16 protein-coding genes and 2 pseudogenes are annotated in these 22,142 nt (G+C 70.7%); 10 read left to right on the top strand and 8 right to left on the bottom strand.

Annotated elements, in window-relative coordinates; all coding sequences use genetic code 11:
* Positions 1-25: 25 nt before the first annotated feature.
* Positions 26-1,306, top strand: coding sequence for an ATP-binding protein (locus tag AC6EUL_RS02135; RefSeq protein ID WP_499868568.1), 1,281 nt, complete (start codon positions 26-28; stop codon positions 1,304-1,306).
* Between the two features lie 99 nt (positions 1,307-1,405).
* On the opposite strand, the gene AC6EUL_RS02140 is transcribed toward AC6EUL_RS02135, so the two are convergent.
* The gene (locus AC6EUL_RS02140; protein WP_056381478.1) at positions 1,406-2,899 is read right to left on the bottom strand and encodes an AMP nucleosidase; all 1,494 of its coding nucleotides are present in this window, start codon (positions 2,897-2,899) and stop codon (positions 1,406-1,408) included.
* A gap of 259 nt (positions 2,900-3,158) precedes the next feature.
* On the opposite strand from AC6EUL_RS02140, the gene AC6EUL_RS02145 reads away from it, so the two are divergent.
* Entirely contained in the window at positions 3,159-5,534 is a 2,376-nt protein-coding gene (locus AC6EUL_RS02145; protein WP_499868571.1) for a bifunctional diguanylate cyclase/phosphodiesterase, read from the top strand.
* 106 nt (positions 5,535-5,640) lie between these two features.
* Positions 5,641-6,138 carry a tRNA (N6-threonylcarbamoyladenosine(37)-N6)-methyltransferase TrmO gene (gene tsaA, locus AC6EUL_RS02150; protein WP_056270984.1) on the top strand — a complete coding sequence of 166 codons (498 nt, stop codon included), beginning with the start codon at positions 5,641-5,643 and terminating at the stop codon, positions 6,136-6,138.
* Between the two features lie 27 nt (positions 6,139-6,165).
* Here the strand turns inward: tsaA and AC6EUL_RS02155 are convergent, their stop codons facing one another.
* The 3 genes from AC6EUL_RS02155 to AC6EUL_RS02165 are packed head-to-tail and all read right to left on the bottom strand — an operon-like array spanning position 6,166 to position 11,527.
* Positions 6,166-9,273 carry an efflux RND transporter permease subunit gene (locus AC6EUL_RS02155; protein WP_499868573.1) on the bottom strand — a complete coding sequence of 1,036 codons (3,108 nt, stop codon included), beginning with the start codon at positions 9,271-9,273 and terminating at the stop codon, positions 6,166-6,168.
* Positions 9,274-9,332: 59 nt separating this feature from the next.
* A complete protein-coding gene (locus AC6EUL_RS02160; RefSeq protein ID WP_499868575.1) occupies positions 9,333-10,424 on the bottom strand; it encodes an efflux RND transporter periplasmic adaptor subunit in 1,092 nt (363 codons plus the stop codon).
* Positions 10,421-11,527: an efflux RND transporter periplasmic adaptor subunit gene (locus AC6EUL_RS02165; RefSeq protein WP_244472728.1), complete on the bottom strand. Its 1,107-nt coding sequence runs from the start codon at positions 11,525-11,527 to the stop codon at positions 10,421-10,423. Before AC6EUL_RS02165 ends, AC6EUL_RS02160 begins: the two co-directional genes overlap by 4 nt.
* 246 nt (positions 11,528-11,773) lie before the next feature.
* Between AC6EUL_RS02165 and AC6EUL_RS02170 the strand changes: the two genes are divergently transcribed.
* Together AC6EUL_RS02170 and AC6EUL_RS02175 are read left to right on the top strand one after the other, a co-directional pair.
* Positions 11,774-12,346 carry a TetR/AcrR family transcriptional regulator gene (locus AC6EUL_RS02170; RefSeq protein ID WP_056212657.1) on the top strand — a complete coding sequence of 191 codons (573 nt, stop codon included), beginning with the start codon at positions 11,774-11,776 and terminating at the stop codon, positions 12,344-12,346.
* Positions 12,347-12,520: 174 nt separating this feature from the next.
* On the top strand, positions 12,521-12,748 hold the full coding sequence (locus AC6EUL_RS02175; RefSeq protein WP_499868578.1) for a hypothetical protein: 228 nt from the start codon (positions 12,521-12,523) through the stop codon (positions 12,746-12,748).
* Here AC6EUL_RS02175 and AC6EUL_RS02180 read toward each other — a convergent pair.
* Together AC6EUL_RS02180 and AC6EUL_RS02185 are read right to left on the bottom strand one after the other, a co-directional pair.
* Positions 12,706-13,608, bottom strand: coding sequence for a histone deacetylase family protein (locus AC6EUL_RS02180; RefSeq protein ID WP_499868580.1), 903 nt, complete (start codon positions 13,606-13,608; stop codon positions 12,706-12,708). The genes AC6EUL_RS02175 and AC6EUL_RS02180 overlap by 43 nt on opposite strands.
* Before the next feature lie 10 nt (positions 13,609-13,618).
* A complete protein-coding gene (locus AC6EUL_RS02185) occupies positions 13,619-14,617 on the bottom strand; it encodes an NAD(P)/FAD-dependent oxidoreductase (protein WP_499868582.1) in 999 nt (332 codons plus the stop codon).
* A 111-nt stretch (positions 14,618-14,728) separates the two neighbouring features.
* On the opposite strand from AC6EUL_RS02185, the gene AC6EUL_RS02190 reads away from it, so the two are divergent.
* Both AC6EUL_RS02190 and eat read left to right on the top strand, forming a co-directional pair.
* On the top strand, positions 14,729-15,928 hold the full coding sequence (locus AC6EUL_RS02190; RefSeq protein WP_499868584.1) for a ceramide glucosyltransferase: 1,200 nt from the start codon (positions 14,729-14,731) through the stop codon (positions 15,926-15,928).
* A 94-nt stretch (positions 15,929-16,022) separates the two neighbouring features.
* Positions 16,023-17,393, top strand: coding sequence for an ethanolamine permease (gene eat, locus AC6EUL_RS02195; protein WP_499868585.1), 1,371 nt, complete (start codon positions 16,023-16,025; stop codon positions 17,391-17,393).
* Between the two features lie 112 nt (positions 17,394-17,505).
* On the opposite strand, the gene AC6EUL_RS02200 is transcribed toward eat, so the two are convergent.
* Both AC6EUL_RS02200 and AC6EUL_RS02205 read right to left on the bottom strand, forming a co-directional pair.
* Positions 17,506-17,907, bottom strand: coding sequence for a response regulator (locus AC6EUL_RS02200; protein ID WP_499868587.1), 402 nt, complete (start codon positions 17,905-17,907; stop codon positions 17,506-17,508).
* A gap of 112 nt (positions 17,908-18,019) precedes the next feature.
* Entirely contained in the window at positions 18,020-19,672 is a 1,653-nt protein-coding gene (locus AC6EUL_RS02205) for a sensor histidine kinase (RefSeq protein WP_499868589.1), read from the bottom strand.
* Between the two features lie 337 nt (positions 19,673-20,009).
* Here AC6EUL_RS02205 and AC6EUL_RS02210 point away from each other — a divergent pair, with 337 nt between their 5' ends.
* From AC6EUL_RS02210 to AC6EUL_RS02220, 3 genes and pseudogenes are all read left to right on the top strand, one after another.
* Complete coding sequence (locus AC6EUL_RS02210) at positions 20,010-20,726, top strand: glutamine amidotransferase-related protein (protein ID WP_499868591.1); 717 nt, start codon at positions 20,010-20,012, stop codon at positions 20,724-20,726.
* 366 nt (positions 20,727-21,092) lie between these two features.
* Positions 21,093-21,362, top strand: a pseudogene (locus AC6EUL_RS02215) (transposase); the annotation flags it as partial.
* Between the two features lie 202 nt (positions 21,363-21,564).
* Positions 21,565-21,780 (top strand): annotated as a pseudogene (locus AC6EUL_RS02220) (IS3 family transposase); the annotation flags it as partial.
* Positions 21,781-22,142: the final 362 nt, after the last annotated feature.

A 22,142-nucleotide genomic window follows, 5' to 3' on the forward strand; every position in this document is an offset into this window, starting at 1 on the left:
GCGGAGCTGAGCCGGGAGGGTCCGCATGGCACGGGGCGCACGCCGATCATCCTGGACCGCCGCCACCATCGCGACGGTGGGACTCGGGGTGTTCGCGGCCGGACGGGGAACCCTCGACGGACCGATGATCGCGGCTTCCCTGGTCGTCCTCTGCCTCGGCGGCGTCATCGGCAGCCTCGGGCGGGCCCGCATCGTGCGGGTGACCGAGAGCCCCGGGGCCAGCCGGCATTCGGTGGCGGAAGCGCTCCTCGCCAACATTCCCGATCCCGTCATCCTCGTGGATCGCCGTGCGGTGGTGATCGAGGTCAATCCCGCCGCCCGGGCGCTGCTGCCGGCCCTGAAGCTGCGCCACCCGCTCTCCTTCGCCCTGCGGGCCCCCGACGTCCTCGACGGGATCGAGGAGGTGCTGCGCACCGGCGCCCCGCTCAAGACGCTCTACGCCACGCGCGTCCCCACCGAGCGCGCCTTCGAGGTGCAGATCGGCGCCCTGCCGATGCCGGACGGGGTGGTGGGCGGGCAGCCCAACGTGGTGCTGTTCCTGCGCGACCTCACCTCGGCCCGGCGCCTGGAGGCGACGCGGGTCGATTTCGTCGCCAATGCCAGCCACGAGTTGCGCACGCCGCTGGCCTCGCTGCTGGGCTTCATCGAGACGCTGCAGGGCCCGGCCCGCAACGACCCGCCGGCGCGCGAACGCTTTCTCGGCATCATGAAGACCCAGGCGCAGCGGATGGCGCGCCTCGTCGACGACCTCCTGTCGCTGTCGCGGATCGAGCTGCGCGAGCACGTTCCGCCGACGCGCCCCGTCGACCTGACCCGGATCGCCCGGCAGATGGTGGACACGCAGGGGCCGCTGGCCCGCGACCGCGGCGTGGTGCTGAGCATCGCCGCCGAGGGCGCCTTCCCCATCCTGGGCGAGCGCGACGAGCTGCTGCGGGTGGTCGAGAACCTGATCGAGAACGCGGTGAAGTACGGCGGCAGCGGGGGGCGCGTCGAGGTCGCGCTTCGGCGCCAGACCGAGGCGGCCAGCGGGCGGACGAGCATCGAGCTCGCCGTGCGCGACCACGGGCCGGGGATCGCGGCCGAGCACATCCCGCGCCTGACCGAACGGTTCTACCGGGTCGACGTCGCCTCCAGCCGCGACCAGGGCGGGACCGGCCTCGGCCTCGCCATCGTCAAGCACATCGTCAACCGGCACCGGGGCCGCCTGCTGATCGAGAGCGTGCCCGACGCGGGCACCACCGTGCGGGCGATTTTTCCGGAATTCGAGGCCGTCGAGCCCCCGGACGTCCTCGCCGAGCCGGCCTAGAGCGTTTTCAAGAAAGGGGGATGCCGGCTCGCGTGAAGACAACGCGACCACACAATAAGAAAGGGCATTTTCGGTGATCCGGAAATCACCGAAAATGCTCTAGCGGAACGGCGGCTCGTCGAAGCTGCGCAGTTTGCGCGAATGCAGGCCGTGGCGCTCGGCCCGCAGGTTGTCGAGGGCGGCGAGGCCGATGAGCAGGTGCTCGGCCACCGCCCGCTCGTAGAAGGCGTTGGCGGCGCCGGGCAGCTTGATCTCGCCGTGGAGCGGCTTGTCGGAGACGCAGAGCAGCGTGCCGTAGGGAACTCGCAGGCGATAGCCCTGCGCCGCGATGGTGCCGCTCTCCATGTCGACGCCGATGGCGCGGGACAGGTTGATGCGCCGCCGCTCCTGGCTGAAGCGGAGCTCCCAGTTGCGGTCGTCGTAGGTGACGACCGTGCCCGTCCGGAGCCGCCGCTTCAGGTCCTCGCTGCGCTCGCCGGTGACGTGGGCGGCCGCCGCCTGGAGGGCGAGCTGCACCTCGGCCAGCGCCGGCACCGGCACGTCCGGCGGCACGAGTTCGTCGAGGATGCGGTCGCGGCGGAAATAGCCGTGGGCGAGGACGTAGTCGCCGATGGTCTGCGACTGGCGCAGGCCGCCGCAATGGCCGACCATGAGCCAGCAATGCGGGCGCAGGACCGCGAGGTGGTCGGTGATCGTCTTCGCGTTGGACGGGCCGACGCCGATGTTCACCAGGGTCGTGCCCTGCTGGCTGCCGTCGGGCCCCCGGGCCACGAGGTGGTAGGCCGGCATCTGGTACTTGTGCCAGGGCGAGGCGGCGATCAGCGCGGCCGGGTCGACGGTGGCGGCCTCCGCCCGCGAGACGGTGACGCCGCCCGGCAGGATCATCCGCTCGAACCCCTCGTCGCCGCGCGCCAGGCGCTCCAGGCCGTGGCGGATGAAGCCGTCGACGTAGCGGTGGTAGTTGGTCAGCAGGATCCAGGGCTGCACGTCGCCCCAGTCGCTGCCGGTGTAGTGCACCAGGCGCCGGAGCGAGTAGTCGGTCCGGATCGCGTCGAAGAGGGCGAGCGGGCGCGGCGCGTCGGGCAGGTCCTGCCAGAGCCCGTCCGCGATCTCGTCGCCCACCACCGAGAGCAGCGGCACCGGGAAGTAGGTGGCGAGGTCCCGCGGGGTGACGCCGCTGCGCCCGAGATCGGCGCCCGGCTCGATCACGTAGGGATACGGGATCTCCTGGGCGCTGAGGCCGACCTCCAGGGTGACGGCGTAGTCCCGAACCAGGGGCCGCAACTGCTCCAGCAGGTAGCCGCGAAAATGGTCCGGCTGGGTCACGGTGGTAGCGTAGGTGCCCGGCGCCTGGAGCTTGGCCGTGGCCCGGGAGACCTGCGGCATCGGCCCGGCCGGCTGGTAGGTGAGGCGCAGTTCCGGATAGCGGAACTGCAGCCGCTCCGTCGCGTCCGGCGGCGGGCCGCCATCGAGATAGCGCGCGAGGGCCGAACGCAACGCCGCGATCGCCCCCGCATGGAGCGCCGCCAGGCGTTCCACCGCGGTCTCGGCATCGGAGACGGATTCCATCGGTCGCAACTCGTCGCGGATCACGGTGACTCCTGCCCAGGCGCTCGGTCCCCAGGGTCTTACACCGGGCGAACCCGGGAGGCGAACGCGGGACGGATCGGGGATTTTTATCAACCGTCATCGCGGCCTGGGCGATTCCGAATTGCCGCTTGGCTCCAATACAACCATTTCGTTTCGCCTCCGATTCCCTTAACATATGCAAGGTATCCGTTTCGTCCGGAAGAGACGAAGACTGGGTCCTCGGACTGGCATAAGCGGCGACGACAGGGAGAACAGGGCGTCGATGCTCACAGTCTTCGGGTGCTCCATTACCGAACATGATCCGTGGCTGCTGACGCTCGCGGCGATCATTTGCGCCCTGGCCGCGACGTCTACGGTCGCGCTTCTGCACCACGCGAAGCAGACCCGGATCGGCTGGCGCAGCGGATGGGTCGGGGTCGCGGCGGTCGCCGGCGGCTCGGGGATCTGGGCGACGCATTTCCTCAGCATGCTGGCCTCCGATCCGGGCCTGGTCGCGGCCTATGCGGTCGGCCTGACGGTGCTGTCGCTGGTGTTCGGCATCGGGGTGAGCGGGATCGGCCTCGCGACCGCGGCGTTCTGGAGCGCCCGCAGCGCCCCCCTGGTCGGGGGGGCCATCGTGGGCCTCGGCATCGCCGCGATGCACTACACCGGGATGGCGGCCTATCAGGTCGCCGGGCGCATGGTCTGGAATCCAGCGCTGGTGGCGCTCTCCGTCGCCGTGGGCGTCGGGCTCGCCATGGCGGCCCTGGGGATCGGGCTGACCAGCGCACGCGCACGGGGTCGGGTCGTCGGGGCCGCGCTCCTCGCGGGCGCGATCTGCGGCCACCACATCCTCGGCATGCTGGCCCTGACGGTGATGCCGGATCCCTCGGTCGTCGTGCCCGAAGAGACGGTCCCCTCGCTCTGGCTCGCCCTCCCGGTGGGGCTCGCGAGCCTGACGATCCTCCTGATGGCCTGCACGACCCTGGTGCTCGACCTGCGCGACCGCCAGCGCGAGGTCTATCGCGGACGCCTGCACAGCCTCGCCAACGCCGCCGTCGAGGGCCTGGTGATCTGCCAGGACGGCGTCATCGTCAGCGCCAACGACAGCTTCGCGGCCCTGGCCGGCGGCGAGGCGAAGGCCCTGGCCGGATTGCCCCTGGCGCAGTTCGTTCCCGACAGCGCGACCCGCGGCAGCCTCGCCGACCACCCCGACGACGGGGTCGAGGGGACCCTGTACCGGCTCGACGGGTCCGACCTCCCGGTCCAGCTCATCATGCGCCCGGTCGCCTATGGGCGGACGCCGCACGTCGCCCTGGCGGTGCGGGACCTCACGACGCGGCGGCGGGCCGAGCGCCAGATCCGGTTCCTCGTCGGGCACGATCTCCTGACCGGATTGCCGAACCGCCGGCATTTCCAGGACTGCCTGGACCGGAACATCCGGCAGGCGGGCAGCGGGCGCCTGGCGCTCCTCCACATCAACCTCGATGGGTTCAAGGAAATCAACGATCTCTTCGGAAACCCGATCGGGGATGCCACCCTGGTGCGGGTCGCCCGCCTCGTCGGCGGCCTCCTGGACGACACCCAGACGATGGCGCGGATCGGCGGCGACGAGTTCGCCGTGCTGACGCCCTGCACCCACGCGGTGACGGCCGGCCGCCTCGCCGAGACCATCCGGGCGACCCTCCAGGCCGCGGCCGAGAGCGCGCTCCAGGGTGAGCCCGTGCCGGCCGCCACCATCGGCATCGCGGTGTTCCCGGACGACGCGCGCGACCGCAACGACCTCGTGAACGCGGCCGATACGGCGCTCCTCCTGGCGAAGTCCGAGGGGCGGGACACCTACCGCTTCTTCGAGGCGTCCATGGGACAGGATGTGCGCGAGCGCCGCCTCCTGGAGAAGCAGCTGCGCCGCGCCCTGGCGGAGGACCAGCTGCGCCTGGTCTACCAGCCGCAGATCGAGACCCGCTCCGGGACGGTGATCGGCTTCGAGGTCCTGCTGCGCTGGCACCAGCCCGGGCGCGGGCTGGTCTCGCCGGCGCTCTTCATCCCCATCGCCGAGGAGAGCGGTCTGATCCGGGAGATCGGCGCCTGGGTGCTGCGGGAGGCCTGCCGGGAGGCCGCACGCTGGGAGGTACCCCTGGCGGTCGCGGTCAACGTCTCGGGGGTCCAGGTCCATGATTCCGGCTTCGCGCCGGCCGTCCAGGCGATCCTGGCCGAGACTGGCCTCGATCCGGCGCGCCTCGAACTCGAGATCACCGAGACCGCCCTGATCCGCGATCCCGAGCGGGCCCTGACCAACCTGCGTCGGCTGAAGGCGCTGGGGCTGCGCCTCGCCATGGACGATTTCGGTACCGGCTACTCGTCCCTCTCGAACCTGCGGCTCTTCCCCTTCGACACCATCAAGATCGACGGCTCCTTCATCGCGACCGTCGATTCGAACCCGCAGGCGGCCGCCATCGTGCGCTCCGTGCTCGGGCTCGGCGCCGGCCTCGGGCTGCCGGTCATCGCCGAAGGGGTGGAGACCGCCGAGGAGCTCGGCTTCCTCGTCACCGAGAAGTGCCACGCCGCGCAGGGCTACTTCATCGGCCGGCCCGGCCCCATCAGCGAGTTCGCGCAGCAGACCCGCGGCGCCCGGCAACGGTCGTCGGTCGCCGCCTGAGCGGCGGCGACCCGCCCGCTCCCGGTCTCGGCTTGCTCCCGGTCTCGGCTTGCCCGAAACGAGAGGCCCGGCGCTTCAACCCGCGCCGGGAGGAGAGGCGCCGCGCATGCACGACGAGACCGACCATCGTCCCGGTGAGGTGGCGATCCCGCTGCCCGACGCCTTCGACGCCGGGCTCTACTTCATCGGCCGCGTCCGCACGCCCTGGGCCACGCGCGGCGAGTGCCCGAAGAACGGCCTGAAGACCGACGCGGTCTGCACGCTCGCCGTCGATGCGCCCTTCGCCGAGGCCCTCCAGAACGTCGAGGGCGCGAGCCACCTCATCGTCCTCTACTGGATGGACGAGGCCGCCCGGGACCTCGCGCTGCAGCGCCCCCGCCATGCGGAGGGCAGCCGGGGCACCTTCTCCCTGCGCTCGCCGGCGCGCCCGAACCCCATCGCCCTCTCGGTGGTCGAGCTCCTGGCGCGGGACGGGGCGAGCCTGCGGGTGCGCGGTCTCGATTGCCGCGACGGCACCCCGCTCCTCGACATCAAGCCCTATTTCGCGTCGACGGATTCGCGCCCCGGCGCCACGGTGGACCGGGCCGGGACGAGCCCGCGCTGACGCGGTGCCCGCCCGCGGATCCGCGGATCAGCCCGCGGGCGCCTCGGCACCGTGGACCTGCCCGTCCGCGCCGTGGACCTTGCGCGGAGTGCCCTTCGGCGGCGCCTTGATCCGGTACCAGCCGACATAGAGGGCGGGCAGGAAGAACAGCGTCAGGAAGGTGGCCGCCAGGATGCCGCCGATCATCGCGTAGGCCATCGGTCCCCAGAACACCTCGCGGGCGATGGGGACGAGGCCGAGGCTGGCCGCCGCCGCGGTCAGCAGGATCGGGCGCATGCGGTGGCAGGTGGCATCCACCACCGCGTCCCAAGGCGCCAGCCCGTCGCGCTCGTACTCGTCGATCTGGGTCACCAGGATCACCGAGTTGCGGACGATGATGCCGATCAGCGCCAGCACACCCAGGATCGCCACGAAGCCCATGGGCTTGTTGAAGGTGAGGAGCGCGATGGCGACGCCGATGAGTCCGAGCGGCGCCACGCTGGCCACCAGGAAGAGCTTCTGGAAACTCTGGAGCTGGATCATCAGGAACATCGCCATGGTGAGGAGCATCACCGGCGCCACCGCGGCGATGGGCCCCTGGCCCTTGGCGCTCTCCTCCACCGCCCCGCCCACCGCCAGGACGTAGCCGTCGGGCAGGGACCTGCCGAACGCGGTGATCGTCTCGTCGAGCTGGGCGACCACCGTGGCGGGCTGGGTGTCGTCCGCGATCGAGGCCCGCACCGTGATGGTCGGCAGGCGGTCGCGGCGCCAGACGATGGGCTGCTCCAGTTCGTACCCGATGGTGGCGAAGGCCAGGAGCGGCACCACGCTGCCATTGGCCAGCGGCACCTGCAGGCTCTGCAGCGTGTCGAGGGAGTTGCGCTCCACGGCCTGCGCGCGGGCGACCACGTTGACGAGGTAGATCGAGTCGCGGACCTGGGTGATCGACCGGCCGCCGACGATGCCGTTGAGCAGTCCGGCGATGTCCTCCGAGGTCACGCCGAGCTGGCGCGCCTTGTCCTGGATGATGTCGACCTTGAGCACCTTGCCGGGCTCGTTCCAGTCGAAGGTCGGCACATCGAGATGCGGGTTGGCGCCGACGATGTTGCCGAGGGTGAGCGCCTGAGCCCGCAGGGTCTGCAGGTCGGGGCCGCTGAGGCGGTACTGCACCGGACGCCCCACGGGGGGGCCGAGGTCGAGGGAGTGGATGAGGAAGTCGGTGCCGACGAACTGCTCGCGGGCGAGCTTGTCGAGCTTCAGCTTCATGCGCTCGCGCGCCTCGATGGACTTCGTCTCGATCACGATCTGGCCGAAGAAGGCGTTCCCGAGCTGCTGGTCGAGGGGCAGGTAGAAGCGCACCGCGCCCTGACCGACATAGGACGACCAGCGTACGATCTCGGGGTCGCCCACCAGGGTCGCCTCGAAGCGGTCCATCTGGCCCTTGGTCTCGGCGATGCTGGCGTTCTGCGGCAGCGTCATGTCGACGAGGAGTTCGGGCCGGTCGGAGGCCGGGAAGAACTGCTGCTGGACGAAGCCCATGCCGACGATCGCCGCGCCGAGCATGCCGACGCAGGCCGCGACGGTGGTCCAGCGCCAGCGCATGGCGCCCAGCAGCAGGCCGGTGAAGATCCGCATGGACCGGCTCGGGGCGCCGTGGTCCTTGTGCTTCATCTGCTTCGGCAGGAGCTTCACCCCGATCAGGGGCGCGAACAGCACCGCCACCACCCAGGAGACCAGGAGCGAGGCGGCGATGACGACGAAGAGCGAGTAGGTGTACTCGCCCGCCGACGAGCCGTTGAAGCCGATGGGCAGGAAGCCCGCCACCGTCACCAGGGTGCCGGTGAGCATCGGGAAGGCGGTGGAGGTGTAGGCGAAGGTGGCGGCCTTCTTCAGGCTGTCGCCGACCTCCAGCCGCGCGACCATCATCTCGACGGTGATCATGGCGTCGTCCACGAGGAGGCCCAGCGCGATGATGAGCGCGCCGAGCGAGATGCGCTGGAGCGTGACGCCCATCACCTGCATGACTACGAACACGATGGCGAGCACCAGCGGGATCGACAGCGAGACCACGAGGCCGGCGCGCCAGCCGAGCGAGATGAAGCTGACCGCGAGCACGATCACCACGGCCTCGACGAGCGCCTTGGTGAATCCGCCCACCGCTTCCTCGACGATCTTGGGCTGGTCCGAGACGAGGTGGATGCCGACGCCCACCGGCAATTCGCCCTCGAGCTTGCGCATCCGCTCCTTCAGGTCGTGCCCGAAGGTGAGCAGGTTGCCCGAGGGCTGCATCGCGATGGCGAGGCCGATGGCCGGCTGGCCGTTGAAACGGAACAGGTCGGTCGGCGGGTCGGTGAAGCCGCGGGAGATCTCGGCGACGTCGGAGAGGCGGAAGAAGCGATCGTTCACCCGCAGGTTCACGGCGCGCAGGCTCTCCTCGTTGACGAACTGGCCGCCCACCCGAACGGAGACCCGTTCGGGGCCCGCCTGGATCACGCCCGAGGGCGCGATGGCATTCTGCGACTGCAGGGTGCGGATGACCGAGTTGGTGTCGAGGCCGAGGCCGGCGAGCTTGCGGGTGGAGAAGTCGAGGTAGATCACCTCGTCCTGGGCGCCGAGGAGCTGCATCTTGCCCGCAGACGGCACCTTCTTCACCTCGGCGCGGACGCGCTCGACGTAGTCGCGCAGCTGCCGCGGGGTCACGCCGTCGGCCGTGAAGGCGTAGACGTTGCCGAACACGTCACCGAACTCGTCGTTGAAGAACGGACCCTGGATGCCCTGCGGGAACGTGCCCTGGATGTCGCCGATGCGCTTGCGGACCTGGTAGAAGATCGCCGGGATGGTCTTGGGCGGCGTCGTCTCGCGCAGCTGCACGAACACCGTGGCCTGGCCCGGCGTGGTGTAGCTGCGGCTGAAATCGACGGCATCGATCTGCTGCACTTCCTTCTCGATCCGCTCGGTGACCTGATCGAGGGTGTCGCTGATGGTGGCGCCCGGCCAGCGCGCCTGCACGATCATGGTCTTGATCGCGAAGGGCGGGTCCTCCTCGCGGCCGAGGCGCTCGTAGGCCAGGAAGCCGGCCACCACCGAGATCAGCATCAGGAACCAGACGAAGGAGCGATGCTCCAAGGCCCATTCGGAGAGATTGAAGGACTTCACGGGTTTGCTCTCGCCTCACCGGGATGGCGGCTGATCATGGATGGCGGCGGTGCCCGGGCTCAGGGCACCGGGTCGGGCAAGCGCACGGCCTGCCCCTCCTGGAGCGAGTGGACCCCGGCCAGGACCACCCGCTCTCCGGCGTTCAGGCCCGTGCCGATGCTCACGCGCTCCGGGTCGCGGCGGGTGACGGTGACCGGCCGCTTGCGCACGCTCTTCCCGTCCGGCGCGACGACCCAGACCGCGTCGCGGCCGTCCTCAGTCAGCACCGCGGCGGCGGGCAGGTCGACGTGAGGCGCCTCGGCCCGCGCCAGGGTGACGGTGAGGGTCGAGCCCAGCCGGAAGGCCTCGGAGGGCTTGAGCAGGGTCATGAGGATGCGCCGGGTGCGCGTGGTCTGGTCGGCGAAGGGGGCGATCTCGCGCACCCGCGCCGTCGCCGTCACGTCCGGGGCGCTCTGGAGCGCCACCATGAACTGGGCATCCGTGGGCATCGTCCCGACGAGCTCCTCGGGGATGTCCACCACGGCCTCGCGCTCCTCGGGGCGGGCCAGGGTCGCCACGGCCTGGCCCGCGCTGAGCACCTGCCCGACCTCGGCGCTGCGTACCGTGACGACGCCGTCGAAATCCGCGTGCAGCTCGGTGTAGCCCATCTGGTCCCGGGCCCGCTGCAGGTTCGCCTCCGCCTGGGAGACGCGGGCCTGGGCGGTGTCGCGGCTCGCCACGGCGGTATCGAGCTGGGCCTGGGTGACGTTGCCGCCGGCCAGCAGGCGCCGGCGCCGCGATTCCGTGGCGCTCGCGTTCTCGGCCTGCGCCCTCGCGTCGGCGAGGTCCGCCTCGGCGCGGGTCAGGGCGAAGCGCGTCACCACCGGATCGAGGGCGGCGATGCGCTGGCCCTTGTGGACGATGTCGCCCACGGTGACGTCGCGGGCGATCATCCGGCCGGCGATCTGGAAGCCGATCTCCGACTGGTAGCGGGGGGCCACGACCCCCGCGAAGGGGCCGAAGACCTGGGCCGCTACCGGCTTCACGACCCGGTACAGGACCGGCCGTACGGGTGGCGGCGGGGCCGTCTCCTCGGCGGCCTGGCAGGCGCCGAGGGGCGAGACGAGCGCCAGGGCGCCCAGGGTTGACCGGAGCAGGGTCGGGCGGATCATCGCGCCGCCTCCAGGGTCTGCGAGACGGCAACGGTCTGGCCCGGGCGCAGGAGCTGGATGCCCGCGATGACGACCTCCTCGCCGGGCTCGACGCCGCCCTTGAGCGCGATGGTGTTGGGCCCGTAGCGCTCGATCACGACCGGACGGGGCGCGACGGTGCTGTGGGTGGGATCGCGGACCCAGACGGCCGGGGCGTTCTCCCAGCGGTAGAGGGCCGACCAGGGCAGCACGATCGCCTGGCGCGGCCGGAACTTGCCGGTGCCGACCACGATGGCGCCGAGGCTCATGGCCTGGGGCGTCGCGTCGAGCCCGACCTTGACCCGGACCGTGCCGGAGGCGGCATCGACGCTGGGCGAGATCTCGCGTACCCGGCCGGTCGCCTTGACCCGCGGGTCGGCCTGCAGCGTCACCTCCACGGTCTTGCTCTCGGGGGGCGCGGCCAGCACCGCCTCGAAGATGTTGAAGACCGCGTCGCGGGGGCCGTCCTGGGCCATCGCCAGCACCGTCTGGCCGGTCTGCACGACCTGGCCGACTTCGAAGGTCCGGCTGAGGACGATGCCGTCCACGCCCGCCTTCAGGTCCGTGTAGGAGTACTGCTCCTCGGCGCTTCCGAGGGCGGCCTTGGCGGAATCCACCGAGGCCTGCGTGGTGCGCAGCTGCTGTTCGGCATCGTCGTAGCTCGGGCGGGTGGTGTAGCCACTGGCGAGGAGCTGCTCCTGACGCTTGAAGTTCAGCTTGGCCTGGGTCAGCAGCGCCTCGGCCGAGGTGAGCGCGGCCTGGGCGTTGTTGAGGTTGGCGCGCTGCTCCTGGGGATCGAGCTTGGCCAGCACCCGATCGGCGGTGACGTGGTCGCCGACCTCCACGAGGCGCTGCGCGATCTTGCCGTTGGTCCGAAAGGCCACGTTGACCTGGGACTGGGCCTGGATATCCCCGGTGAAGATCAGGTCGGAGGCGATCGTGGTGGCGCGCGCCACGGCCGTGCGCACGACGGCGACGGCGGGGCTTGCCGGCTTCCCCGTCTCCCTGGCCGTTTCCCCGGCCACCGCCTCGCCGCCCCGGGCCGGCGCCAGCGCGACGGCACAAACCGCGAGCACGAAGGCCACGCCCGCGCACCTGCGCGGCCACACCCTCAGCCTACCCACCATCGCGTCCTCGAACTCGAAAAGGCCCTCTCTGGCGTCACCCATATCGGCTCCGCTACCGACCGTCCAGACGGTTTCTTTTTTCGGCGAACCGTCTTCCCGCCGCCGTCGTTCCCCGATATCCCATTGTCGTTTCCCGATCTTCGCGCCGGCTCTGGCAACAGATCTCCCGCCCTCGAAACCGCCGGTGAACCGGCTGGATCGTCGATGATGAAGGCGCGTACCCGCCGCGAAGACCGACCGGTGGTCATCCTGGATGCCGCCGAACGCCTGATCCGGCGCATGGGCACCCGGACGCTCACCATCGACGCGGTGGCGGCCGAGGCCTCGCTCAGCAAGGGGGGCGTGCTGCATCACTACGCCTCGAAGGACGCACTGATCTCCGCGCTGGCCGAGCGCAAGCTGCGGGAGATCCGCGAGAGCGTGGCCGCGCACGAGGTCGAGCAGGGTCCGGGTCCGGCCGCACTCCCCCTCGCCCTGATCGCGCATGCCCGTCAGGTCTACGCCGACGAGGACGGGTTTCCCCGCGCGCTCCTGCTGGCCTCGGCGGAAAACCCCGAGGCCTTCGCGGGCTTCAACGCCTTCCTGAAGCAGCGCCTCGCCCAGATGGAGGACGTGGCCTGCTGCCCGGGGGCCGGCGCGATGCTGACCTTCGCCACCCTGGGCTTGCTGCTCAGCCGCACCCTGGGCTTCCACTGTCTCGAGGGCGCGGAACTGGAGAAGCTGTTCGACGCCATGGAGAGCGCCGCCCGGAGCCTGCCGAAGCCGATCCCGGCCTGAAGCCGCACGCGCGCCGCGCGTGCGTTTCTTGAACCTTGAGGAGTGAACGGCGACACAGACCTCTGCCGCGTAGCGATGCCGACGCGTTTCGGTCGCCGGCCGACCGGGCCTCCCTTACGCCGGGAGCGCGCCGGCGGAAGGCACGCGGGACGCCCCCCCCTACGACATTGGCCGGTGCCGCCCGCCTCCGGCGACAGCCACATCCTGGCGCAGGAGGATGCCCAAGGCTTCGAACTCCTGCACACGCCGTATTGCGGCGGGCAGCCGGGTCGGACGATCGACCGGATCGTCGCCCGCCACGCGGCGCTGTCGAAAGCCGAGGTCGAGGTCACCGCCGCGACGGCCGAACGGGTGCCCGGTCAGGCCGCCCGTTCGGCCATGGCTGCGAAGACCAGGGCGTGACGGGCCGCGAGGGCGTCGATGTCGGTGGAGTAGCCGCCGCCGATCACCCCGACGAAGGGAATGCCCCGCCGATGCGCCTCGCCGACAACGAAGCGGTCGCGCGCCAGCAGGCCCGCATCGGTGAGATCGAGGCGGCCGAGCCGGTCGTCGCGATGGGGGTCGACGCCGGCATTGTAGAAGACGATGTCGGGGCGGATCGCATCGAGCAGCGGCCCGACATGGGCCGCCAGCACCGCAAGATAGCCGGCATCGTCGACGCCGTCGGGCAGGCCGACATCGCGGTCGCCGGCGATCTTGCGCGTCGGGTAGTTCTTCTCGGCGTGGATCGAGAGGGTGAAGAGATCGGGTGTGCCGCCGAGGCAATCGGCGGTGCCGTCGCCCTGGTGGACGTCGCAATCCACCACCAGGGCACGGGCGATGGTGCCTTCGGCGTGCAGCGTGCGCGCGGCCACCGCCACGTCGTTGAAGATGCAGAAGCCAGCGCCGGTCTCGCGGCGGGCATGGTGGCTGCCGCCGTCAGTGCTGCCCGCGAGGCCGTGCGCCAGGGCGAGGCGGGCCGCCAGCAGCGTCCCCCCCACCGAGGCGCAGGAACGGGCGACCACCGAGGCGCCCACGGGCAGGCCGATGGTGCGCTCGATCTCGCGGGAGACGTCGAGGGCGAGCACGGCCTCCACGTAGGCGCGGTCGTGGGCCGCGGCGAGGAGATCGGCCCCGGCGGGCTCCGGCCGCGCGAAGCCGCCCGGCACCAGTCCCTGCTCCACCAGCAGCGCGGCCAGGCGCCCATACTTGCGCATCGGGAAGCGATGGCCTTCGGGCAGGGTCGCCTCGTAGGCCGGGTGGAAAACGATGGGCAGGCTCATCGCGACAGGCTCATGCGAGATCCGCGATCAGCCGGTCCGCGAGGGCGAGCCCGCTGTCGAAGGCGGCCTCGATGCGCGGCCCGAGGCAGCCGTCGCCGGCATAGCCGAGACGCCGGCCCGGATCGTAGAGACAGGGGGCGCCGCAGGTCTCCTCCACGAGGGCGTAGCGCCAGCGATGGGCGCGGGCCTGCAAGGGGATGACGGGGTCGCCGAACAGGTCGCCCAGGGCGGCAAGCAGCGCGGCCCGCACCGCCTCCGGGGCCTCTTCGAGATGCGTCTTCGACCAGTCCGGCGTGGCATGGACGGTGTAGGCGACGGGCGCGGTCGGGCGCCCGGGCTTCGCGCCCTCGCGGAACATCGCGGCGACCGGCCCGTCCGCGGGGCGCAGGACGTCGCCCGGGAGGGGCAGGTCTTGCGCGCAGGCCAGCATCAGCGACCAGCAGGGCGCGTAGGTCGCCCGCTCCACCCCGGGCAGGGCGAGACCACTCACGGCGAGGAGGCGCAGGGCCTGCGGGCCCGGCAGCGTCAGGGCGACCGCGTCGAAGAGCCGGTCCTCGCCGGCCTCCGCCAGGGTGAGTCGCCAGCCGCCGTCGGTGCGCGCCAGGGCGGTGACGGTGCGCCCGACCTGTACGTCGAGGCCGGCGAGGAGGTCGCGCACGGGCGCGGTCATATCGGGCACGGCGGTGACGCTGCCGGGCGCATCGTAGGGCGCGACGCGGCCGCTGGCCGCCCAGTCGGCGAGGCGGGCGCGGAAGGCGGGTCCGTGCGCCCGCATCACCTGCGCGCCGTGGTCGAAGCTGAGGCCGGTCTCGTCGTCGCGGCGGTTCGCCATGCGGCCCCCCGGCTGCCGGCCCTTGTCGAACAGGGCGACGGAGAACCCGGCCGCGTAGAGCGCGCGTGCCGCGCTCGCCCCTGCCATCCCGGCCCCCACGATCGCCACACGCGCCGGTCTCGCCCCTTGCACCGGTTCCGCCACCCGCATCCCCCCCTCGTGATCCGGGGCTGTCATACGACTGAAGCATCACGGCTGTTAGGGGCGCTGTGCAGCCGGGGACGCGACGCGGTGTCCAACCCGCGCCGGGCTGCGATGGTGGGGTTTCGCGAACGGGGGACGTCGCGGATGTGGGACCAGGCGCTGCAGGATCTGTCGGAGCCGGGCGCCACGGCCGCCCTCTGGCTATGCGTCGCCCTGACCTGCATCAACCTCGTGGGCATCGCGGTGGCGGCCCTGCGGATCGGGCGGCGCAACGGCGCGTCGGTGTTTCCGAGCGCCGCCCCGATCTCCCTGGTGCGACCGGTCTGCGGCGTCGAGGCCTTCAGCGAGGAATTACTGACGCGCGGCTTCCATCTCGCCCATCCCGACTACGAGCTGATCTTCTGCGTCGCCCACGGGGCCGACCCCATCGTGCCGTTGCTGGAGCGCCTGATGGCGGCGTATCCCCGCGTGCCCGCCCGCCTGATCGTCGGCGACGAGCGGATCAGCGACAACCCGAAGCTGAACAATTGCGTGCGCGGCTGGGAGGCGGCCCGCCACGACTGGGTGGTGCTGGCCGACTCGAACGTCGCGATGCCGCCGGACTACCTGCAACAGCTGCAGGCGGCCTGGCGCCCGAACACCGGCCTCGTCTGCTCGACGCCGATCGGGGCCCGCCCCGCGGGCCTGTTCGCCGCGGTGGAATGCGCCTTCCTCAACACCCTGCAGGCGCGCTGGCAATATACCGGCGAGGCCCTCGGCCTCGGCTTCGCCCAGGGCAAGAGCATGCTCTGGCACAAGCCCTTCCTGGAGGCCCGCGGCGGCATCCGGGCGCTCGCGTCCGAGATCGCCGAGGATGCGGCGGCGACGAAGCTCGTGCGCGCGGCGGGGGCGCAGGTGCATCTCGTGGCCGTCCCCTTCGACCAGCCCCTCGGGCAGCGCACCCTCGCCGAGGTCTGGTCCCGGCAGCTGCGCTGGGCGCGCCTGCGCCGGGTCACCTTCCCGCTCTTCTTCGCCCCCGAGATCGGCTGCGGCCCGCTCCTGCCCTTCGCGGCCGCCCTCGCGGCCGCGCCGTCCATCCCCTTGGCCGGCCTCCTCCTCGGGCTCACAGGCCTGTGGTACGGGGCCGAGATCGCCCTGGCCGTCCGGGCGCGCTGGTACCGGCACCCCCGTCTGCTCCTGGCCTTCCTGATCCGCGACGCCCTGGTTCCCGCCCTGTGGGTGAGCGCTTGGCTGCGGGGCGCCATCGTCTGGCGCGGCAATCCCATGGACATCCGGACGAAGGCCTCCGAGCCCTCCCGGCGCAACCCCTGGCGCCGCCCGCGGCCCCGCGCCAGCGCCGCCTGAACGCGCCGGTGCCAGTCCTCCGTCCGACGCGAGGGCACGGCAGCGCTCTTGCTTCAAGCTCCCCCGCCCGCGACGGGCGGACGGAGCCAGGGCGATGCAGACCGAGACGAGCGGCCTCCACAGGGGCCTGAACGCCTTCCACCTATGGGGCATCGCAGTCGGGCTCGTCGTTTCGGGCGAGTATTTCGGCTGGAGCTACGGCTGGGCCTCCGCCGGGACCCTGGGCTTCCTCATCACCACCACGGCCGTGGCGGCGATGTACGTCGCCTTCATCTTCAGCTTCACCGAACTCACCACGGCGATCCCGCAGGCCGGCGGCCCCTTCGCCTACAGCCGGCGCGCCTTCGGGCCGGTGGGCGGCTGCATCGCCGGCTACGCCACGCTGATCGAGTTCGTGTTCGCCCCGCCCGCCATTGCCCTGGCGATCGGCGCTTATCTCAACGTGCAGTTCCCGGGCCTCGATCCGAAGCACGCGGCTTTGGGCGCCTACCTCGTCTTCATGTCCCTCAACATCGTCGGCGTGCAGATCGCCGCGACCTTCGAGCTGTTCGTGACGATCCTGGCGGTGGCCGAACTCTTGGTCTTCATGGGCGTCGTCGCCCCGGCCTTCGCCTGGTCGCACTTCGCCGCCCACGGCTGGGCCGGCGCGGACCGGTTCGGCCTGCCGGCGATCGGCGGCATGTTCGCCGCGATCCCGTTCGCCATCTGGTTCTTCCTCGCCATCGAGGGCGTGGCGATGGCCGCCGAGGAGGCCAAGGACCCCAAACGCACCATCCCCGTCGCCTACATCACGGGCGTGCTGACCCTGACGGTCCTGGCCTTCGGCGTGATGCTCTTCGCCGGCGGCTCGGGCGACTGGCGGACCCTGAGCAATCTCAACGATCCCCTCCCCCAGGCGATGAAGGGCGTGGTGGGGGAATCCAGCGGCTGGCTGCATATGCTGGTCTGGCTCGGCCTGTTCGGCCTCGTCGCCTCGTTCCACGGCATCATCATGGGCTACTCGCGCCAGATCTACGCCCTGGCCCGGGCCGGCTTCCTGCCCCGCGGACTCGCCCGATTGCACCCGCGCTTCCGCACGCCGCACGTCGCCACCCTCGCCGGGGGCGTCGTCGGGATCGCGGCGATCTACAGCGACAACCTGGTGACCATCGCGGGGCAGTCGCTCACCGCCAGCATCGTCACCATGGCGGTGTTCGGCGCGCTGGTGATGTACGGGATGAGCCTAGCGAGCCTGTTCCGGCTGCGCCGGATCGCGCCGGATCTCGCCCGTCCCTATCGCGCCCCCCTCTACCCGGCGGCGCCCGCCTTCGCCCTCACCCTGGCGGCGGTCTGCTTCGTCGCCCTGGTCGTCTACAACCCGGCGATCTTCGCGATCTTCCTCGTCCTGATGGGTCTGGCCGTGCTCGCGGCGAAAGGGTTTGCGACGTCGGGCTCGGGCAAGCCGCTCTGCGACCCGGCGCTCTGAACCCGAATGCCGCCGGAGGCCGATCGCGGCGCCTTTCGCAATGCCGCGCGGTGGTGGCCGGGGGCAAGGGGCGCGGTGAAAGGCGCCCGGGGGCGTAGCCCAGGCCCAGGCGCTACTGAACCTTCAACCCGTTCTCGTCGATCATCTGCTGCAGATGGCGATTGACGATGCGGGCGCTGTAGGGCTTCTCGATGAAATGGGCGAGCGCGGGCATGTCGCCGACGACGGGACGGGCAATTCCCGACGAGACCAGGATGGCGATGTGCGGGTAGGTCCGCGCGGTCTCCCGCGCCAGGGAGAAGCCGTCTTGCGTGCCGGGCATCCGGACATCGGTGAACAGGATGGTCACGTCCCGATGGCAGCGGCGCAGCAGGTCCAGGGCCTGATCCGCGGTCTGAGCCTCAAGGGTGGCGTAGCCCGCCCGCTCGAGAATATCGACGGCATCCATGCGGATCAGACCGTCATCCTCCACCACGAGAGCGTGCGAGCCTTTGGCGGAGGTCGGGTAGGGCATGAACCTCAACGCTTCGCGGTCGAGAAAAGGTCCGGCATAGCGGCCCTGTCGCCGCCACCGGCCTCGAGCGATCCTCGCGTCCCGCACTCCGAGCCGGCGGACCCTATGGGCCTTACTCCTCCGCTTCTATCCCGCGCAGGGGCGCAGCCAGGGTACAGACCAGGCCTGTGGACGCGTAGGTGGTGCTTACCGCCCCGCCCACCGCGCCGGCGAGGCCGCGCTCGATCAGGCGGCTTCCGAAACCCCGGCGCGTCGGGGTGACCACCGCGGGGCCGCCACGCTCGGTCCAGCACAGGGACAGCATCGCTTCGGGCCCCTCGGTCTCGATGGTCCAGATCACGGCGACCGAGCCCTCGGATCGGGACAGCGCCCCGTACTTGGCCGCGTTCGTCGCCAGTTCGTGGACCATCAACGCAAGGGAGAGGGCGGCCCTGGAGCCGACCTGGACGAAGGGACCGGCCAGGTGCAGCCGCTCCGACCGGGCATCGTCGTGAATCTCGAGAGCCCCGCGAATGACCGCCTCGATGCTGGCGCTCTCGCGGGTTCCGCTGAGAAGCAGGTCGTGGGCCTTGCTCATCGCGATCAGGCGGTCGGCCAGCACGTCCCTGGCGGTCTCGAGGTCGGGTGCGCTGCGCAGGGTCTGGGTCGCGATCGCCTGGACCATGGCCAGCATGTTCTTCATGCGATGGCTGAGCTCGCGATTGAGCACCGCCTGATGTTCCTCGGCCCGCAGGCGCGCGATGCCCACTTGGACGCGATCCGCGACGTTGCGGACGAAGGCGATCTCCTCGTGCCGCCACGGGCGCGGCGCGTCACTGTGCACGAAGAACAGGCCGACGCTGCGACCGCGCTCACGCACCGGGACGTTGAGCATCGCGCCGACATTGATTCGCGAGAGGAGCGCGGCCGCCTCCACGGTGCGCGGATCCTCGGCCACGGCGTCGACCACGAGGGTCTCTCCGCGCGAAAGGCAGGGGCCGAGGGTCTCGTGGTCCATGAATCGATGCCGCCCGACGAGGCTGTCCGAGCCGACGGTGGTCCAGTCGCGATGGATGGTGATGTACTCGCCGGCCCCGTCGAGTTCGCCGTATCCGGTCCGGCTGGCGTCCAGGGTCCGGCCGACGATCTCCGCCGCCCGGTGCGTCATCACCGGCACGGAGGCCTCGTTCCGCAGGAAATCCCCGAGTTCGATCAGCGCGGCGCGCCGGAGGGAGGCCGCACGGGCATAAACCTCCTCGGCCTTCACCAGGGCGATCTGCCGGCGCTCGTCGATCAGCGTCGTCACCTGACGCGTCAGGCGGCGCAGACCGTCCGCCTGATCGTCCGTCAGACCACCCGCGCGCGGCTGGTGATCGAGCACGCACAGGGTGCCGAGCACGCGGCCGCTGGGCATCCGCAGGGGGGCGCCGGCGTAGAAGCGGATATGCGGGTCTCCCGTGACAAGGGGGTTCCGGCAGGTGCGGGGATCGCCCGTCAGGTCGGGAATCACGAGCAGGTCGGGCTCGCTCAGGGCGTAGACGCAGACCGACGCATTGAGATCGGTCTCGCAGCGGGGAAACCCGACGCGGGCCTTGAACCATTGCCGATCGCTGTCGACCAGGCTGATCAAGGCGACGGGCGATCCGCACAGCAGCCGGGCCAGTTGAACGACATCATCGAACGCCTGCTCCGGAGCTGTGTCGAGGATGTCGAGCGCGGCCAGCTCAGCAAGCCGCTGCGGATCGGATGTATCTGGCCTGATACCCTGATCGAGATGACAGCTCATGAAGGGAACTTCCCCGGCGGCCAGCCGTTGTATCCCCCGTTTCGGATGAAGTCACTGAGCCCGTGTCGGCACGAGGGTGCCACGGGAAGACTCCCATGGATGAAGACCATGCGGACGTATTCCGGAACTGTTGCACAACGGGGGCGCGCGCGAAACCGGGTCCTGCGCCGGATCGCGGTGCCGGTCGGTCGGGCCGCCGGACTCGGGCCCCATCGCCCACCTCCCGAAGCCCGAATCGTGAATCACCGCCGCGGCGCGATTCACATGAAGAATCGGCGGGCTGACCGGAGGGGGTTCTGGTATCGGGGGTGAAACGCCGGTTCACCGTCTCCCATCCATGAAGATCGCGATTCTCGAAGCGGGCACGCCCCCGGAGCGGCTCGCCGGCCGATACCCGGGCTATGGCCGGATGACCGCCGACCGGCTCGGCCCCGGGCACGACGTCTCGGTGTTCCGGGTGAACCGGGACGAATGGCCCACCGATCCGGACACCTTCGACGCCACCCTCGTGACGGGTTCGCCGGCCGGCGCCTACGATCCCCTCCCCTGGATCGGAACGCTGATCGCCTCCCTACGCGATCTCGACCCGGACAAGCCTCTCGTGGGGATCTGCTTCGGGCATCAGGTCATGGCGGCCGCCTTCGGCGGACGGGTCGAGAAATCGCCGAAGGGCTGGGGGATCGGGCTGCACACCTACGACATTCATCGGGCGGCAGACTGGATGGATGGAGAGCCGCGGGTCGCCGTCCCGGCCATCCACCAGGATCAGGTCGTCGAGGCGCCGCCGGGGAGCCGAACGCTGGCGGGCAGCGCCTTCACGCCCCACGGCATCCTCGCCTATTCGGACCGGCGCGCCTTCTCCGTCCAGTTCCACCCGGAATTCACCACCGACTATGCCCGTGCCCTGATCGCCGGGCACCGTCCGGGCGATCTCGACGCGGCCGTGCAGGCCCGGGCCCTGGCGTCCCTCGATGCCCCCAACGACGGCGCGCGCGTCGCCGGATGGATTCGGCGATTCCTCAGGGATCCTGCCGAACAGGGCCGAGGCGTCTGAGCGAAGGGCTCACGGCCGTGATCCCCCCTTCGCGAGCGATGCGACGTGACGCGCGAACCGCTGGGCAGGAGGAAGGCCCAGGGCCTTGCGAACGGCTGCCCGCGCCCAAACCGAGGGGCATCCGGCGGATGGATCTCCGCGTGCACGACCCCCGCGCCGCCACGACACCCTGCCGGAACGGCCACGCTTGACACGCAGCTTCCCAAGGGTGGGGCCTTGGCTCGCCCTGCGTTCAAGGGACAACCTCACCGACCCGTCGGCTCGAGCCAGCGCGTGATGCCCCCATCGAGCGACGCGCGCGACCACTCAGCAGGTTTGACCCGTGCCGGGTTTTCCGGAGGCCTCAACTCTTGCGAGGATGGAGCCATGACGAAGCGAACCCCACCTTTTTCCCCTGAGGTCCGTGAACGCGCGGTGCGGATGGTGTGGGAGCACCCGGGCGAGCATGATTCCCAGTACGGGGCGAGCCGCTCGATTGCCGCCAAGATCGGCTGCTCGGGCGAGACGCTGCGGAATTGGGTACGCCAGGCCGAGCGGGACCAGGGCCAACGAGCCGGCCCGACGACGGACGATCGCGAGCGGATCAAGGCCCTGGAGCGGGAGGTTCGCGAACTCCGGCAGGCTAACGCCGCGCTCTACCGGGTCGTGATCGTGCGCCTGCGCAGCCATCTGCCGACGCTGGCCTACATGCAGCGGCGTTTGGCCGAAGGCCTGACGCAGCGCGAAATCATCCGCTGCCTGAAGCGGTTCGTCGCCCGTGAGATCTACGCCCATCTCTGCGGCCGCCTGCGAGCTTCCGAACCGCTCGCGAACACCGCCTGACGACGATAGGAGCATCAATGCTCTCGCCGAGACCGTGATCGGACTGTTTAAGACCGAGGTCATCCACCGGCGCGGCCCGTGGCGGTCGTTCGAAGCCGTCGAGTTCGCCGCTTTCGAATGGGTGGATTGTTTCAATCACCGTCGGCCGCTGGAAACGATCGGCAACGTGCCTCTCGCCGAAGCCGAAGCGCGCGACTATGCTCAAACCGAGGTGCAAACCTTGGCCGCTTGACCCAAACCAAATGGCCTCCGGTGAACCCGGCGCGGTTCACTACCGGACGTATGTCTATCATCGCGGCGACGGATGCAGGATCGTAGGGGCCGTTTTGTACGGTCAGGCGCACAAGGCGCTTCCGACCTTCAAACGCCTACCCCGCATGAAGGGATCACGACCTTGGGCGCAAGCCCGGTTCGGACAGCGGGATCTGTTCGCCCTCTGAACGCAGTGAGGGGCCATGTTCGTTGATCGAGATGTCTGCCATCCTCCGCTGCCGTTCGGCTTCGAAGGCTTCAACTCGCCAAGGCGCGCATCTCCGAGACACCATCGTGGAGCACGTAACCACGGCCCCAGACGGTCTCGATGTAGTTCTTGCC

The organism is Methylobacterium sp. 001424705 (genome assembly GCF_059816145.1).

Excerpts from the sequence above, each read along its gene's own strand:
- AC6EUL_RS02135 (WP_499868568.1), top strand. The coding sequence starts at position 26 with ATGGCACGGGGCGCACGCCGATCATCCTGGACCGCCGCCACCATCGCG.
- AC6EUL_RS02145 (WP_499868571.1), top strand. The coding sequence starts at position 3,159 with ATGCTCACAGTCTTCGGGTGCTCCATTACCGAACATGATCCGTGGCTG.
- tsaA (WP_056270984.1), top strand. The coding sequence starts at position 5,641 with ATGCACGACGAGACCGACCATCGTCCCGGTGAGGTGGCGATCCCGCTG.
- AC6EUL_RS02160 (WP_499868575.1), bottom strand. The coding sequence starts at position 10,424 with ATGATCCGCCCGACCCTGCTCCGGTCAACCCTGGGCGCCCTGGCGCTC.
- AC6EUL_RS02170 (WP_056212657.1), top strand. The coding sequence starts at position 11,774 with ATGATGAAGGCGCGTACCCGCCGCGAAGACCGACCGGTGGTCATCCTG.
- AC6EUL_RS02180 (WP_499868580.1), bottom strand. The coding sequence starts at position 13,608 with ATGAGCCTGCCCATCGTTTTCCACCCGGCCTACGAGGCGACCCTGCCC.
- AC6EUL_RS02185 (WP_499868582.1), bottom strand. The coding sequence starts at position 14,617 with ATGACAGCCCCGGATCACGAGGGGGGGATGCGGGTGGCGGAACCGGTG.
- AC6EUL_RS02190 (WP_499868584.1), top strand. The coding sequence starts at position 14,729 with ATGTGGGACCAGGCGCTGCAGGATCTGTCGGAGCCGGGCGCCACGGCC.
- eat (WP_499868585.1), top strand. The coding sequence starts at position 16,023 with ATGCAGACCGAGACGAGCGGCCTCCACAGGGGCCTGAACGCCTTCCAC.
- AC6EUL_RS02200 (WP_499868587.1), bottom strand. The coding sequence starts at position 17,907 with ATGCCCTACCCGACCTCCGCCAAAGGCTCGCACGCTCTCGTGGTGGAG.
- AC6EUL_RS02205 (WP_499868589.1), bottom strand. The coding sequence starts at position 19,672 with ATGAGCTGTCATCTCGATCAGGGTATCAGGCCAGATACATCCGATCCG.
- AC6EUL_RS02210 (WP_499868591.1), top strand. The coding sequence starts at position 20,010 with ATGAAGATCGCGATTCTCGAAGCGGGCACGCCCCCGGAGCGGCTCGCC.